The organism is Variovorax sp. SRS16 (genome assembly GCF_901827165.1).
In the GTDB taxonomy this organism is placed as follows: domain Bacteria; phylum Pseudomonadota; class Gammaproteobacteria; order Burkholderiales; family Burkholderiaceae_C; genus Variovorax.
The window spans coordinates 328,853-343,176 of the sequence record NZ_LR594668.1; the positions used below are offsets into that span (position 1 = coordinate 328,853).

General features: G+C 69.4%; 14 protein-coding genes. 5 read left to right on the forward strand and 9 right to left on the reverse strand.

Going from position 1 to position 14,324, the window contains the following annotated elements; translation table 11 throughout:
- Positions 1 to 34 precede the first annotated feature (34 nt).
- Both E5P2_RS33770 and E5P2_RS33775 read right to left on the reverse strand, forming a co-directional pair.
- Positions 35 to 847 (reverse strand): enoyl-CoA hydratase-related protein, encoded by an 813-nt coding sequence (locus tag E5P2_RS33770; protein WP_162571430.1) that lies wholly within the window; start codon positions 845 to 847, stop codon positions 35 to 37.
- On the reverse strand, positions 844 to 3,009 hold the full coding sequence (locus E5P2_RS33775; RefSeq protein WP_162571431.1) for an acetate--CoA ligase family protein: 2,166 nt from the start codon (positions 3,007 to 3,009) through the stop codon (positions 844 to 846). Before E5P2_RS33775 ends, E5P2_RS33770 begins: the two co-directional genes overlap by 4 nt.
- Positions 3,010 to 3,218: 209 nt before the next feature.
- Here E5P2_RS33775 and E5P2_RS33780 point away from each other — a divergent pair, with 209 nt between their 5' ends.
- On the forward strand, positions 3,219 to 3,920 hold the full coding sequence (locus E5P2_RS33780) for a nuclear transport factor 2 family protein (RefSeq protein ID WP_232080982.1): 702 nt from the start codon (positions 3,219 to 3,221) through the stop codon (positions 3,918 to 3,920).
- On the opposite strand, the gene E5P2_RS33785 is transcribed toward E5P2_RS33780, so the two are convergent.
- Entirely contained in the window at positions 3,917 to 5,035 is a 1,119-nt protein-coding gene (locus E5P2_RS33785; protein ID WP_162571432.1) for an acyl-CoA dehydrogenase family protein, read from the reverse strand. The two genes, E5P2_RS33780 and E5P2_RS33785, sit on opposite strands and share 4 nt — an antisense overlap.
- 9 nt (positions 5,036 to 5,044) lie before the next feature.
- Positions 5,045 to 6,229, reverse strand: a complete 1,185-nt coding sequence (locus E5P2_RS33790; RefSeq protein ID WP_162571433.1) for an acyl-CoA dehydrogenase family protein — start codon at positions 6,227 to 6,229, stop codon at positions 5,045 to 5,047.
- A 153-nt stretch (positions 6,230 to 6,382) separates the two neighbouring features.
- On the opposite strand from E5P2_RS33790, the gene E5P2_RS33795 reads away from it, so the two are divergent.
- Together E5P2_RS33795 and E5P2_RS33800 are read left to right on the forward strand one after the other, a co-directional pair.
- Positions 6,383 to 7,165 carry an enoyl-CoA hydratase/isomerase family protein gene (locus tag E5P2_RS33795; protein ID WP_162571434.1) on the forward strand — a complete coding sequence of 261 codons (783 nt, stop codon included), beginning with the start codon at positions 6,383 to 6,385 and terminating at the stop codon, positions 7,163 to 7,165.
- A gap of 34 nt (positions 7,166 to 7,199) precedes the next feature.
- On the forward strand, positions 7,200 to 8,030 hold the full coding sequence (locus E5P2_RS33800) for an SDR family oxidoreductase (RefSeq protein WP_162571435.1): 831 nt from the start codon (positions 7,200 to 7,202) through the stop codon (positions 8,028 to 8,030).
- A gap of 17 nt (positions 8,031 to 8,047) precedes the next feature.
- Here the strand turns inward: E5P2_RS33800 and E5P2_RS33805 are convergent, their stop codons facing one another.
- Entirely contained in the window at positions 8,048 to 8,899 is an 852-nt protein-coding gene (locus tag E5P2_RS33805) for a MaoC/PaaZ C-terminal domain-containing protein (RefSeq protein WP_162571436.1), read from the reverse strand.
- A gap of 115 nt (positions 8,900 to 9,014) precedes the next feature.
- Here E5P2_RS33805 and E5P2_RS33810 point away from each other — a divergent pair, with 115 nt between their 5' ends.
- Positions 9,015 to 9,818, forward strand: a complete 804-nt coding sequence (locus tag E5P2_RS33810) for an IclR family transcriptional regulator (protein WP_162571437.1) — start codon at positions 9,015 to 9,017, stop codon at positions 9,816 to 9,818.
- A 6-nt stretch (positions 9,819 to 9,824) separates the two neighbouring features.
- Entirely contained in the window at positions 9,825 to 10,745 is a 921-nt protein-coding gene (locus E5P2_RS33815) for a LysR family transcriptional regulator (protein WP_162571438.1), read from the forward strand.
- Between the two features lie 13 nt (positions 10,746 to 10,758).
- Here E5P2_RS33815 and E5P2_RS33820 read toward each other — a convergent pair whose 3' ends face one another.
- The 4 genes from E5P2_RS33820 to E5P2_RS33835 form a co-directional block, all read right to left on the reverse strand.
- Positions 10,759 to 11,496: an SDR family NAD(P)-dependent oxidoreductase gene (locus E5P2_RS33820; RefSeq protein WP_162571439.1), complete on the reverse strand. Its 738-nt coding sequence runs from the start codon at positions 11,494 to 11,496 to the stop codon at positions 10,759 to 10,761.
- On the reverse strand, positions 11,493 to 12,674 hold the full coding sequence (locus E5P2_RS33825) for an NAD(P)H-dependent flavin oxidoreductase (RefSeq protein WP_162571440.1): 1,182 nt from the start codon (positions 12,672 to 12,674) through the stop codon (positions 11,493 to 11,495). The genes E5P2_RS33820 and E5P2_RS33825 overlap by 4 nt, the downstream gene beginning before the upstream one ends.
- A gap of 121 nt (positions 12,675 to 12,795) precedes the next feature.
- Positions 12,796 to 13,815, reverse strand: coding sequence for an MDR family NADP-dependent oxidoreductase (locus tag E5P2_RS33830; RefSeq protein WP_232080983.1), 1,020 nt, complete (start codon positions 13,813 to 13,815; stop codon positions 12,796 to 12,798).
- Complete coding sequence (locus E5P2_RS33835; protein WP_162571442.1) at positions 13,812 to 14,264, reverse strand: nuclear transport factor 2 family protein; 453 nt, start codon at positions 14,262 to 14,264, stop codon at positions 13,812 to 13,814. Before E5P2_RS33835 ends, E5P2_RS33830 begins: the two co-directional genes overlap by 4 nt.
- Between the last annotated feature and the right edge of the window lie 60 nt (positions 14,265 to 14,324).

Here is a 14,324-nt window from a genome sequence, read left to right on the forward strand (position 1 = left end):
TCGTTTCCTTTGCGAGGGGTCGTCGGCGCCGGTGCTACTTGTCGGTGTAGACCGGCTTGCGCTTGTCCAGCGCCGCGGCCACGGCCTCTGCGTGGTCGGCCGTGTGCTGGGCCAGGCCCTGCAGGCTGGATGCGAGCGAGAGCGAGGCTTCGAGCGACTGCCCGGCCGAATCGCGCAGCAGCCGCTTGTTCATGCGGATCGCGTGCGAGGGATGGCGCGCGATGCGCCCGGCGAGTTCGCGCGCGCGCGGCATCAGCTGCTCCGGCGGCAGCAGCTGAGAGATCACGCCAAGTTCCAGCGCGCGGCGGGCGTCGAAGTCATCGCCGGTCAATGTGAGTTCCGCCGCGATGGCCGGGCCCACCGCACGCTGCAGCAGCCAGCTGCCGCCCGCGGCCGAGACCAGGCCCAGCCGGATGAAGCTCTCGGCAAAGACGGCTTTCTCGGAAGCGATGCGCAGGTCGCACATCAGCGCGATGTCGAGCCCGGCGCCGATGGCCGGTCCGTTCACCGCGGCGATGACCGGCACTTCCACCGCCATGAAGGCGCGCGCCAGGCGCTGCACGCCGCGGTCGTAGTAGCGGCGGATCTCCGACGGGCCGCCGGCGAAGTGATGTTCGCGGTCGCGCATCGCCTTCAGGTTGCCGCCGGCGCAGAACACGTTGCCGTGGGCCGTGAGGATGGCGCACTTGATGGACACGTCCGCATTGATGCGGTCCAAGGCCTCCAGCAATGCATCGGTGAGCTCGGTGCTGATCATGTTGCGCGTGTCGGGCCGGTTGAGGGCGAGCACGACCACCGGTCCCTCGCGCTCGAAGGTGACGACGGGCGAATCGGCGCTGGATGTCATGGATGCTCCTTCTCGTTGCCTTCGTGCCCGGCGCGGGCGGGCCGCTGCACGACCGCGTCCAACGCGACGACGCCCTGCCCGCGCGCACGCACGACCACCGGATTGACCTCGATCTCGCCGATGTCCTCCCGCCGCGACACGGCCAGGTGCGACAGCGCGGAGATGGCCTGGGCCATGGCGTCGATGTCGCCCTCGGGCGCACCGCGCCACCCTGCGAGCAGCGGCCAGGTGCGCAGCTCGCGCATCATCTCGTGCGCCTGCGCCACGCTCACCGGCGCCAGGCGAATCGCGACGTCGCGCAGCAGTTCCACCGCCACGCCACCGAGGCCGAAGGTGACGACCGGACCGAAGGTCGGGTCGGGCGCGACGCCGAGGATGCATTCGGTGCCGCCGGTCACCATCTCGGAGACCAGGTAGCCTTCGATGCGCGCCTGCGGCAGCTCGCGGCCGAGGCGGTCCGCCATGCGCCGCACCGCATCGAACACGGCGGGGCCATCGGCCAGGCGCAAGGCCACGCCGCCGTGCTCGGTCTTGTGCAGAATGTCGGGCGACACCACCTTGACCGCGACCGGGAAGCCGATGCGCTCGGCCGCCAAAGCCGCTTCGTCGGCGCTGTGCACGACGATCTCATTGGGCGAGCGAATGCCGCACGCGGCCACGATGCGCTTCGCTTCCACCTCGTTGAGCGGCGCAGTGCCGATGGGCACCAGGTCCGCCGCGAAGGCGGGCGGCGTCTCGGCCACCGCGGCCGGACGGCGGTAGAACTGCTCGAAGCGGTACAGCGCCGCCAGCGCCTTCACGGCCTCGGACGGATCCTCGTACACGAGGAAGCCGGCATCGTGGTAGGTCTCGCGCAGATCCGGCGGCGTGGTGACGGACAGCAGCAGCAGGCGATCGGGATGATGGTCCGCCACTTCCTTGAGCACGTTGCAGATCGGGCCGGCCATGCTGGGCGCCATGCCGACGATGCCGAGGAACAGGATGATGGCGTCGAAGGCATCGCTTTCCAGCACGCGTTCGAGCGTGCGGCCCAGCATGTCGTGGTTGGCGGTGACCAGGCCGGTCATGTCGATCGGGTTGTGCGGCGAGCAATACGGAACGATCTCGCGCAGCTGCGCCTGCGTCTTCGCCGGCACCTCGCCCAGCTGCAGGCCGGCGTCGGCGATGAAGTCGGCCATCTGCACGCCGACGCCGCCCGAGATGCTGATGACGGCGGTGCGCGGCCCGTGCGGGCGCTTGCCGCGCGACAGCGCGTAGGCGACGTCCAGCAGCTCGTCGGTGGTGCGGGCGCGGTACACGCCGTACTCGCGGAAGATGGCGTCGTAGACGGCGTCCTCGCCGGTGAGCGATGCGGTGTGCGAGGCGGCGGCGGCGCGGCCCTCGGGCGTGCGGCCGACCTTCATCATGACCACCGGCTTGTTTCGGCTGCGCGCCGTGTCGAGCGCCTGCAGTAGCCGGGCCGGCGAACGCACGCCTTCCAGGTAGCCCAGCAGGATGTCCACGTCGTCGCGCCGCGCCACCCAGTCCAGCGCCTCGCCCATGTCGACGTCGCATTCGTTGCCGGTGGCGACGAAATAGCCGAGGCCCAGCTTGCGCAGTTGCGCGTGCTGCAGGATGTAGCCGCCATAGCCGCCGCTTTGCGTGACGACGCCGATGCGGCCGGGCTCGGGCAGGCCTTGTTCGTAGGCCGACGCGAAGGTGGCGACGAAGCCGGCGCGGGCGTTGACCAGGCCCATGCAGTTGGGGCCGAGGATGCGCATGCCGCTGGCGCGTGCAATGGCCACCACCTCGTCCTGCCGCGCCTGGCCTTCGGCCCCCACCTCGGCGAAGCCCGCACCGTAGACGATGGCGGACTTGACGCCCGCCTGCGCGCAATCGCGCAAAGTCTGCACGGTCTCTTCGGCGGTGATGGAAAGGATGGCGCAATCGAAGGGCTTGCCGATCGCCGCCACGTTCGGGTAGGCCTTGATGCCCTGCACTTCGTCGCGCACGGAATTCACCGGGTACAGCGGGCCGCCGAAGCCGGCGTGACGCAGGTAGTGCAGCACGCGCCCCCCGAAGCGACGCCAGTCGTTCGATGCACCGACGACGGCCACCGATTGCGGCGCGAAGAGCGCGTCGAGGCTGGAGGGTTGGGAAGGAGAAATGATGGTAGAACTCAATGGATTCGCTCTGCAGGCATGCGGCTCGCCGAGGGCGCGCCAGGACGCGATGAGGCTAACAGAGCACGCCTGCTTTCGCGCCTCGCGCGAGGGCGCGCGGCAACTCATCACATGCATGTCGAATTGGTTCTGGCGCGCTGCTTGTGTTGCTCCTTGCAGTGACGCTGCGCACAATAGGCCGACCCCGAAGAGACACCAGGAGAGAGGCCGTGAATCCATCGCTGCCGGAAGATTTCGCGGCGCGCCTCGATCGGCTGGAGTCGCTCGACAGCATCCGGCAGCTCGCCAGCAAGTACGCGCTGGCGATCGACGTGCGCGATCTGGATGCCGTGGTATCCCTGTATGTCGAAGACATCCGCACCGGGCCCGGCACGCGCGGGCGGGCCGCACTCAAGGATGTCTTCGATCGCGTGCTGCGCGGCTTCACCGCCACCTCGCACCAGGTGCAGAACCACGTGATCGAGTTCGACGATGCCGACAACGCTCAGGGTCTGGTCACCTGCCGCTGCGAGCACGAAGTGCAGACCACGCAGGGGCCGCGCTGGGTGGTGCTGCAGAACCTCTATCACGATCGCTACCGGCGCGACAAAGGCCGCTGGTACTTCCGCGCCCGCGTGCAGAACCGCCTCTATGCCACCGCGCTGGAAGACCCGCCCACCGGTCCGCTCAAAGACCGCTGGCCGGACACTGCGCCCGCGGCCGCGCCGTTCCACGACCCGTTCGATGCGTGGCGCGAGTTCTGGGGCGAGCAGGCGCCGGACGCCGATCTTCCGGCATGGACGGCCGAGGACAACTTCATCCACCGCCTGCGCCGCAGCGACAAGCTGCCGGCGCTGGCGCGGCACATCGCGAAGGCGCATGCCGAGGCGCGCACAGCGGCCCCCGACAGCAAGGACGAACCCGCGCCCTAGCCGAGCGCGGCCATGCGCTCCAGATGGAAGTCCTCGTCGCCCAGCAGCAGCGTGGTGAGCATGAGGCGCTTGAAATGCGCGCTGATGTCGAGCTCTTCGCTCATGCCCATGCCGCCGTGCATCTGGACCGCATCGCGGCCCACCAGGCGCGCGCAGCGGATGGCCTGCACGCGCGCCGCGGAGATGTCGTGCATCCGCTCGCGTTCGGACTTGCCGGCATCGGTCAGCGCAGCCGCGGCGACGAGGGCCATCGAGCGCGCCAGTTCCACCGCCACGTACATGTCGGCCAGCCGATGCTGCAGCACCTGGAACTTCGCCAGCGGCGCACCGTACTGCTCGCGGGTCTTGAGGTACTCGCAGGTGCTGTCCACCAGGTAGGCGGTCGAGCCCACCACCTCGGCGCACAGCGCGGCGCTGCCGTGATCGGCGGCGAGCGTGAGCAGCGGCACGGCCTCGCCGAGGCGGCCGACGATGTCCGAGCGCGGCACCCGGACGTCCTCCAGCGTCAGTTCGGCGGCCGTCTGGCCATCGTTGCTGCGAAAGCTGCGGATGCGCAGGCCGGGCGCGTCCCTGGCCACAAGGAACAGGCTGACGCCTTCGGCACTGCGCGCGCTGACGAAGAACCGGTGCGCGATCGCGCCGTTCGGCACCACGCGCTTGCGCCCCTTCAGCACCCAGCTCTCGCCGTTCGCGACGGCGATGGTGTCGACGCGCGCGAAGTCCTGGCCCACGTCATCTTCCAGCGCGGCCAGTGCCAGCTGCAGTTCGCCGGCCACCATCTGCGCGAGCAGCGCATCGCGTGTCGCGCCTTGCGGGCCATGCTGCAGCAGCGCGCCGCCGACCACCACGGTCCACAGGTAGGGCTCCAGCACCAGGCGCCGGCCGAAGGCCTCCATCAGGATGCCGGCCTCGAGGGCGCCGCCGCCGAAGCCGCCCGCTTCCTCGGGCAGCGCGGCACCGAGCCATCCGAAGTCGGCGAAGTCGCGCCACACCTTGGCGCTGAAGCCGCCGGCCTTCAGCATGACGCCGCGCTGCTGGTAGTCGTACTTCTGTTGGAGATAGCGCTGCACGGAATCGCGCAGCATCTGCTGATCGGATGAATAGCTGAAGTCCACGTCGGATGCCTAGATGCGCAGGATTCGCCGCGCGATGATGTTCTTCTGGATCTCGGCGCTGCCGCCGTAGATGGTCAGCTTGCGCCGGTCCATGGCCTGCTGCGCGTGATAGGCATCGGCCTCGGGGATCACCGGGCCGCCCTCGGGCAAGGTCTGCACGTCGGGGATCGAGAGCGGGCCGCCCTCTTCCATCATGAATTCGGTGATGGACTGCTGGAGTTGCGCGCCGCGCAGCTTCACCACCGAGACGATGGAGGCCTCGGCCTTGCCCGCCACTTCGTCGGCCAGCACGCGGTAGGCGGTGAATTTGAGCGCCATCAGGTCGGCCTCGAGCGACGCCAGCTTCTGCGCCGTGCGCGGAATGCGCGCGAGCGGCACGCCGCCGCGCAGCGTGCGCTCGGCGAACGCGCGTGCCTCGACCAGGTAGCGGGTGGACGCGCCCAGGCCGGCGCCGACGATGCGCTCGTAGCTCAGCAGGTACTGCGTCATGGCCCAGGCGTCACCCTCGGGGCCCAGCAGGTTCTCCGCCGGCACGCGCACGTCCTCGATCGTGACCTGGTTCACGGCATGTACGCCGCCGACGGTGATGATGGGCGAGACCGTCACGCCGGGCTGCGCCATGTCGATCAGCAGGTAGGAGATGCCCGCCTGCTTCTTCTGTTCGAGCGAGGTGCGCACCAGGCAGAAGATCCAGTTGGCATCGTGCGCATAGCTGGTCCACAGCTTGGTGCCGTTGACGACGTAGTGGTCGCCTGCGCGCACCGCGCGCATCTTCAGGGCCGCGAGGTCGGAGCCGGCGCCGGGCTCCGAGAAGCCCTGGCACCACCAGTCCTCGCTGGTCAGGATACGCGGCAGGAAGCGCTGCTTCTGCGCCTCGGTGCCGTAATGGATGATCAGCGGCCCCAGCAGGTCGATGGCCGGGATGTTGGCGCGCGGGGCGCCGTTGAGGTGCACTTCTTCGTCCCAGATGAAGCGCTCGATCGGGCCCCAGCCGGTGCCGCCATAGGCCTTGCTCCAGCAATGGCCGAGCCAGCCCCTGGCCGCCAGGATGCGCTGCCAGCGGATGTGGTCGGCCTTGGAGAGCTTCTCGCCGCGCAGGGTGCGCGCGCGAATGTCGTCGGGAAGGCTGTCGGCGAGAAAGCGCCGCACGTCGGCGCGGAACGCGCGGTGCTCGGGGCTGAAATTCAGGTCCATGGGTGTTGCGGATTAGAGCATCGGGCAACGCGCGCAGCGAGGCTGCTGCAGCGCACGCGGCTATTCATCACATATGTGCATATTGGCGTTGCGCCCTCGCGCACACGCCTCGGATCGGCCTTTGCGGCGCAGGTGCCTGCCTACAATGAATTCATGAGCGAACCCGTTTCAAAGACCGCCTTGGGCCGTGTCACCGTCCTCACGATGAACGCACCCGAAAAGATGAATGCCGTCTCTCTCGAGATGCGCAATGCGCTCATCGAATCGTTGCACGAATGCTTCCTGGACGACGCGTGTTCCGCCGTCGTGCTGGCCGGCGCGGGCGGCAACTTCAGCGCCGGCGGCGACATCAAGAGCGAGCGACCCGCACCCGAGTTGCTGGCGCGCACGCTGCGCCACAAGCTGGGCCGGCTGCAGGAGCTGGTGCGCGTGATCTGCAATGCACCCAAACCCGTGGTGGCCGCCGTGGAGGGCAAGGCCTACGGCGCCGGGCTGTCGCTGGCGACCGCCTGCGATGCCGTCGTCGCACAGCAAGGCGCGCAGTTCTGCGCCGCCTTCGGCAAGGTGGGACTGGTCCCCGATGCCGGACTCTTCTACACGCTGCCGCGCCGCGTCGGCGCCGCGCGCGCGCAGCACATGATGCTGAGTGCGCGCGTGGTGCCGGCCGGCGAAGCGCTGGACACGGGCCTGGTGGACAGCCTGGCACCCGAAGGCGAGCTCATCGCGATGGCCTGCGCCGCGGCCGAGCGCCTGGCGCAGATCGCGCCGTTGGCTTTCGCGGCGATCAAGTCGCTGTCCAACAGCAGCTGCGCCAGCCTGGAACAGGCCTTCTCCGAAGAGCAGCGCCTGCAGCCGCTGCTGGCCATGACCGACGACAACCACGAGGCGCGCTCCGCATTCGCCGAGCGCCGCAAGCCGGTCTTTCGCGGGCGCTGAGTCCTCCGCCGCATTCCCATTCAAGGAGACATCGATGTTCAGCGAAACCATGCTGGCGGGCAAGCGCGTGCTGATCACGGGCGGCGGCACGGGCCTGGGCAAGACGGTCGGGCGGCGCGCGGTCGAACTGGGCGCCGAGCTCACCATCGTCGGCCGCCGCGCCGAGGTGCTGAGCGAGACAGCAGCCGAGTTCGATGCGCTGGGCCAGAAGAAGACCACGGCGATCGCCTGCGACATCCGCGAAGGCGAGGCGGTCGCGCAGATGATGGACCAGGCGTGGCAGGCCGGCCCGCAGGACGTGGTCGTCAACAACGCCGCCGGCACCATGCTCGCGCGCAGCGAGACCTTGTCCTCGCGCGCGGTGGACGCGGTGCTGCGCGTGTCGCTCCACGGCGCGACCTACGTCTCGCTCGAAGCCGGCCGGCGCTGGATCGCGGACCGCCGGCCGGGCCTGCTGATGTACACGCTGGCCGCGGGCTTCGAGGACGGGCGTCCCTTCATGCTGCCGCTCACGGTGGCCAAGGGCGGCCTCCTGACGCTGCTGCGCACGCTGGCGGTCGAGTGGGGGCCACGGCAGATCCGCACCGTGGGCGTGGCGCCCGGCAACTTTCCAACGCCCGGCGCGGCGGCGAAGCTGCAGGCCGGCCGCACGGCGGATCCGGCCCCGATGATTCCACTCGGCCGCGTGGGCCAGCACAGCGAACTGGCCGACCTCTACGCATTCCTGATGTCCGACCTGGCGACCTACATTTCCGGCGAAGCCATCACCATCGACGGCGCCAAGGGCCTGCGCACCAACGGCGTCGACGACCTGATGCAGTGGACGCCCGAACAGTGGGACGCGCTGCGGCCGAAGAAGGGCTGATCTTCCTCGACGCGGGCTCAAGCGAAGGTCGCGAGCCCGCGGTCGAGCACCACCGCCTGGCGCGCATCCACATGCGCGCGAAACGCCATGCCGTGCGGCTCGTTCCACGCTTGCACGCGGATCGTCTCGCCCGGGAACACAGGCTTGGTGAATCGGCTTTCGATCGAGCGCAGCCTGGCCGCGGCGCCGGCCATCTTCATGAGCGCGTGAGCGGCGACGGAATAGGTGCACAGGCCGTGAAGGATGGGCCGCGGGAAGCCGGCCCTGGCAGCGAACGCGGGGCTCGCATGCAGCGGATTGCGGTCGCCGTTGAGCCGATACCACAGCGCCTGATTCGGCTGCGTGGGCATGCGGCATTCCTGGTCGGCGGCGCGATCGGGCACGGGCTTGAAGTCGTGCGAGAGATCGCGCTGTCCGCCGAAGCCGCCGTCGGCGCGGCAGAAGGTGCCCGACTCGATGCGCGCGAGCAACGCGCCGCTGGCCTTGTCGCACAGCGTGCGCTCGGTGACGATGATCGCGCCACTGTCGGCGCCCTTGTCGACCAGCTCGAGGATGCGGTTGCGCGCCACGAAAGGCGCGCCCGGCCGCAACGGCGCGTGCAGTTCCAGCCGCTGCGTGCCGTGGACCAGCATCTGGCGATCGATGCCCATCGCAGGGTTCGCCATCCAGGGACCGGGATGGCCGAGCACGATCGGCAGTGTCGGGAACGCCTGGAGCTCTTCCTCGAACACGTACGGCAGCTCGGCAAGGTCCGTCGGATCGCTGCCGACACCGATGGACAACGCGAACAGCATGCAGGCCTTGTCGTCGAGCACCTGCTCGATGTCGGCGAAGGGATGCGCGAGGATGGCTTGGGCGTTCAATGGCATGGCGAAATCGTAGGCAGCACGCCGCAGCGCGACAAGGTCGGCAGGCGCATCGCGCGCAATCAACACATCCATGCGAAGTGTGGGGGGCCACGCACCCTGCCGCTAACATCGCCGCATGCGAAAGAAATGGGTTGCAGAGACGAAGCACGTCGTCGGCGCGCGGCCGCCGCTGCCGGACGGGGTCGTCAAATCCGCGGGACGCGTGCTGCGCATCCTCGAATACTTCGACGAGATCCAGCGTGCCGCCAACGTGGTGGAGATCGCCGGCATCCTCAAGCTGCCGCAATCGAGCAGTTCGGCCCTGCTGCGCAGCCTGGTGGCGATGGGCTACCTGTACTTCGACCGCGCGGCGCGCACCTACCTGCCGAGCTGCCGCGTGGCATTGCTGGGCAACTGGGTCAACAGCCCGCTCTTCGTCGGCGGCACCGCCCTGCGCTGCATGGAGGAGCTGCAGCACAAGACCGGCGACGCGGTGGTCCTGGCCATTCGCAACGGTGTGTGGTCCCAGTACATCCACGTGCTGCAGGCCACCAGCATGGCGCGCCTGCAGGTGACGCGCGGCGCGCTGCGCCCGCTCGCCGCATCGGGCACCGGCTACGCGCTGCTCGGCACGATGGAGGACACCGAAGTGAAGAAGATCGCGCACCGCATCAATGCCGAGGCGCGCACCGGCGCGATCGCTTCGGTGGCCACCGAAGGGCTGCTTGCCACGCTGGGCGAAGTCCGGCGCCTGGGCTATGCCTTCACCGCCGACCTGGTCACGCCCGGCGGCGCCGTGCTGGCCATGCCGCTGCCGGTCACCGACAGCGGCGAAGCGCTGGTGATCGGTCTCGGCGGCATCAGCGAAGTGCAGAAGAAGCGCCGCGCCGAACTGGTGGTGACGATGCGCGAGACGCTGGCCGCGTACTTCCCGCAGTAGCACGACATGGACCTGCGACGCGTCCGGCATTTCGTCGTCCTGGCGGAAACACTCAACGTCAGCCGCGCCGCGGAGCGCCTGCACATCGCGCAGCCCGCGCTGTCCGTGTCGATCCAGAAGCTGGAGACCGAACTGGGCAGCCGCCTGTTCGAGCGCACATCGACCGGCGTGCTGCTGACAGCCAGCGGCGAAGCCGCGGTGGCCGAGGCGCGCCGGCTGCTCTATCAGGGCGAACAGCTGGCGCGCTCCGCACGCGAGGCGGCCGAGGGGACCTCCGGACGCCTGCGCATCGGCTTCGTGGGCTCGGCGATCTACCAGCTGATCCCGAGCCTGATCCCGCTCTTTCGCGGCCAGTATCCCGGCGTCGAACTGGTCCTGCGCGAAGCCACGTCGACGAGCATCGTGCAGATGTTGAACGAGGACGCACTGGACGTCGGTCTCGTGCGCGCGCCGCTGATGCAGCCGAGCGCGGCGACCCTGGTGGCCCTGCAGCGCGACCGCTTCATCGCCGCGCTGCCTCGCACCCATGCGCTGGCGCAGCGCCGGCGCCTGCCCCTGGCCGAGCTGCGCGGCGAGCGCTTCGTCATGTACAGCGCCGCCGGCGCGCCGGGCCTGCACGGTTCGGCGATGGCCGCATGCCAGGCCGCCAGCTTCGTTCCCGACATCAGCCAGGAGGCGGTCCAGATCGCCACCGTCCTCGCACTCGTCGAAAGCGGACTGGGCGTGGCGCTCGTGCCCGAGGTGATGCGCGGCCACCGCGGGGAGCATGTGGCCTATCTCGACCTGGATGCGGCATCGCCGGCCATGGAGACAACGCTCGCGCTCGCCTACATCGAAGGCATGGAGAACCCGGCCGCGCAGCGCTTCATCGAGCTGTGCGGTCATCGAGGGCTCCTTGCGGCGGCCGGCGCTGCCGGAACGTCGTGAGACCGTGCCTGCTTCAGTGGCGCGTGCGCCCGCCGTCCGCCGCGATCGCCGTGCCCGTGATGAAGGTCGACTCCGGCCCGATGAGGAACAGGATCAGGTCGGCGATCTCGGCGGTCGCTGCAAGGCGGCCCATCGGCACCGCGGCGATGTTTCGCTTCACGGCATCGGGATTGGGACCGTCCAGAATGGCCTGCACCATCGGTGTGCCGGTGGTTCCAGGACACACCACGTTGACGCGGATCTTCGGCGCCAGTTCGAACGAGATCGTCTTGCTGAAAGCGACGACGCCGCCCTTGGAGGCGGTGTAGCTCGAACTGCTGCCCGTCGGCAGCAGCGCCTGGGCCGATGCCAGGTTGACGATGGAAGCTGTCTCTTCCTTGCGCATCCACCGCGTCGCCTCGCGGCACACGAGAAAGGTGCCGTTGAGATTGGTGTCGATCTGCGCCTTCCAGGATGCATAGTCGGTGCTTTCGAAGGGCAGTCCGTTGGCCACGCCGGCGCAGTTGACCACGCCGTCGATGCCGCCCATCGCCTGGGCCGCCTGGTCGATCGCCGCAGCCACCGACGCCTCTTCGCGCACGTCGGTCCCGATGGCCCAGGCCCTGTTGTCCACCGCCAACTGCTGGATGGCGGGCAGGTCGATGTCGAGCATCGCGATGCGCGCACCCTCGCGCATGAAAACGCGCGCCGTCTCGCGGCCGATGCCCGAGCCGGCGCCGGTGATCACGATGCGCCTCTTGTTCAATCTCATGGAGTCTCCTGGTTGGAATTGCTGCTGATGCGCCGGATGCGCACGAGCGTGGACTCGCAGTCCTCGACCATCGACGAAACGATCTGGGCTGCGGACTGCACGCGATTCATGCGGCCCACTACCTGCCCGACCGGGATGGTCGTCAGGTCTGCGCGGCCATGGCGCTGGATGCGCTCCTCGGCCTGCGCGGTCAGCAGATGCTGGCTGGGCATCCCGAGCATCGGCGGCGCGTCAGGCGCCTCCCAGGCGGCGCTCCATTCGGAACGCAGCTGCCGCAGCGGCTTGCCGGTGCGGCAGCGCGAGCGCAGGGTGTCGGTCGAACGCGCGGCCAGCAGCCGCTCGACGACGGCGGCGGGCTCGTCGCTTTCCGCGCAGGCGAGCCAGATGGAACCGGTCCATGCGCCTTCGGCGCCGAGCGCCAGCGCAGCGGCCAGCTGTGCGCCGGAGCCGATGCCACCGGCCGCCAGCACCGGCACCGGCGCCACCGCCTCGACGATTTCCGGCACCAGCACCAGGGTCGAGATGTCGCCCGTGTGCGCCGCCGCTTCGGTGCCCTGCGCGATGATGAGATCGACGCCGGCATCGACCTGCTGCTGCGCATGGTGCGGACTGCCGACCAGCGCGCCGAGCCTGATGCCGCGTTCACGTGCGCGCGCCCGCACATCGGGCGGCGGCGGCCCGAGCGCGGTGACCAGCAGCGCGATCGGGTGGCGCAGCGCGATCTCCACATGCATCAGCGCGCCGCTTTCGACGGCGCCCAGGCGGAATTCGTACCAGGACGAGCGCCAGCCGGGCCCACCCGGGCGGCCGTCGTCAGGCCTGGGCAGCGCCTCGGCGAGCGGCGGCACACCGAAACGCTGAAGCAGGCTCTCCGTGAAGTCCCGGTGGCCCTGGGGGATCGATTGCTCGAGCGCGGCTTCGAGCGTCCGGACATCGGTGCCTGTGCCCTTGCCATCCGATTTCAGCGGGATCATGACGTCGACACCGAAGGGTTTGCCATCGACATGGTGCGCGATCCATGCCAGGTCCGCATCCACACGCTCCGGAGAAAAAGTGCTCGCACCATAGATCCCCATGCCACCGGCGCGGCTGACCGCGGCCACCACCTCGCGCGCATGCGAGAACGCGAAGATCGGCGCGGCGATGCCGAAGAGCGCCGTGGCGCGTGTCGCGAGCATGGGTGTCTCCTTGGTGCACGAAAAGTCTATCGGCGACCTGCGCCTGACGCGCACATCGCCCGAAGATCACATGCATGTGATTGTTTGGGTGCCAGGTCTTGCGCAGCCGGGCTCTGGCGGATCAGGACACCCGGGCGATGTGCTTTCCGAAGCCCCGGCCGGCCAGCATGCCGACGAAGGCGGCCGGCGCGTTCTCCAGCCCTTCGGTCATGGTTTCGTGCTGGCGCAGTGCGCCCTCGTGCCACCACCGGGCCAGATCGGCAGCGGCCTGCGCATGCTGCGCCTCGAAGTCGTCGATCCGGAAGCCCTGCAGCGCCAGTCCCCGATCGAGCAGGCGGGCGAAGTTCGCGAAGGCGTGCGCCGCATCGGATTGGTAGTGTCCGAGCAGGCCGCACAACGCGATGCGGCCGCGCGGATTCATCCGCGACAGAGCGGCGTCGAGCACGGCCGCGCCGACCGACTCGAAGCACAGGTCGACACCCGACGGCGTGGCCTGCTCCAATTGCCGCTCGAAGTCGAAGGCCGTGTAGTCGACGGCTTCGTCGAAGCCCAGCTCGCCCTTCAGCCACGCGCACTTGCCGGCGCCGCCGGCGATGCCGATCACCCGGGCGCCGAAGCGGCGGGCGATCTGGGCCGCCACGCTGCCGACGGCACCCGCCGCCGAGGACACCAGCACCGTCTCGCCCTGCCGCACCTGTCCGAGGTGGACCATCCCCAGCCATGCGGTGATGCCGGGGCGACCCAGCGCGCCGAGATAAGGCGAAGAGGAAGGCTCGAGCGGCGTCACGCGCATGAGGCGCTCGGCGTCCTGCGCGGCGAAGGATTGCCAGCCGGCCCATCCCAGCACCAGGTCGCCCGCGGCGAATCCGCCCGCCGCGCCGGCCTCGACCACGCCGAGCGTGCGGCCGATCATGGGGTCGCCGGGGCGCAGCGCGGCGCGGCCCTGCCGCGCCTCCTGCATCCGCTTGCGCATGTACGGATCGAGCGAAAGGTACAGGGTCCGCGTGAGGACCTGCCCCGGACCGGGCACCGGCATCGGCGCGCGCGACAGCTCGAAATTCCCGATGCCGACCGCGCCGTCCGGCAGCGAATGAAGCCGTACCTGGAGGTTGCAGACCGTCATTGCAGCCGGGGGTGTCATGCCTGGTCCGAGAACACCACCGTGGTATGCCGCGCGCCGATGTGCCATCGTCCGTCGATGCGCACGAACTCGTCACGGTAGTCGACGACCATCTGCGGCTGAACAAGCTTCGCCGGCCCCGTGCCGCCATAGGCCGGATCGCGGTACACCGTGGTGTAGCTGAGTCCGCGCGCATGGTCCTGGTCGATCACCTCGACATGAATGCTGCCGCAGACGTGGCGGGTGACATGACCGGTGGGCCGCGCATCCATGAAGCGCCGGATCTCGTCGCGGCCTCGCATGACCATTCCGGGGCGCTTCCACACGCCGTCGGGTGCGAACAGTTCGGCGAAGGCTGCGTGGTCGCGGCTGTCCGCACAATGGCAGTAGCACGCCAGCACGCTGGCGCAGGCCGTCTGGACCGTGGCCACCTGCGCGTCGCTCAATCCGCAATGGGGTGCATCGATCATCACTGGGTCTCCTGTCCTCGCCGCCGTACCGTATCGAGCAAGCGTAGCCCGATGCGCTTC

Excerpts from the sequence above, each read along its gene's own strand:
- E5P2_RS33770 (WP_162571430.1), bottom strand. The coding sequence starts at position 847 with ATGACATCCAGCGCCGATTCGCCCGTCGTCACCTTCGAGCGCGAGGGA.
- E5P2_RS33790 (WP_162571433.1), bottom strand. The coding sequence starts at position 6,229 with ATGGACCTGAATTTCAGCCCCGAGCACCGCGCGTTCCGCGCCGACGTG.
- E5P2_RS33795 (WP_162571434.1), top strand. The coding sequence starts at position 6,383 with ATGAGCGAACCCGTTTCAAAGACCGCCTTGGGCCGTGTCACCGTCCTC.
- E5P2_RS33800 (WP_162571435.1), top strand. The coding sequence starts at position 7,200 with ATGTTCAGCGAAACCATGCTGGCGGGCAAGCGCGTGCTGATCACGGGC.
- E5P2_RS33805 (WP_162571436.1), bottom strand. The coding sequence starts at position 8,899 with ATGCCATTGAACGCCCAAGCCATCCTCGCGCATCCCTTCGCCGACATC.
- E5P2_RS33810 (WP_162571437.1), top strand. The coding sequence starts at position 9,015 with ATGCGAAAGAAATGGGTTGCAGAGACGAAGCACGTCGTCGGCGCGCGG.
- E5P2_RS33815 (WP_162571438.1), top strand. The coding sequence starts at position 9,825 with ATGGACCTGCGACGCGTCCGGCATTTCGTCGTCCTGGCGGAAACACTC.
- E5P2_RS33820 (WP_162571439.1), bottom strand. The coding sequence starts at position 11,496 with ATGAGATTGAACAAGAGGCGCATCGTGATCACCGGCGCCGGCTCGGGC.
- E5P2_RS33825 (WP_162571440.1), bottom strand. The coding sequence starts at position 12,674 with ATGCTCGCGACACGCGCCACGGCGCTCTTCGGCATCGCCGCGCCGATC.
- E5P2_RS33830 (WP_232080983.1), bottom strand. The coding sequence starts at position 13,815 with ATGACACCCCCGGCTGCAATGACGGTCTGCAACCTCCAGGTACGGCTT.
- E5P2_RS33835 (WP_162571442.1), bottom strand. The coding sequence starts at position 14,264 with ATGATCGATGCACCCCATTGCGGATTGAGCGACGCGCAGGTGGCCACG.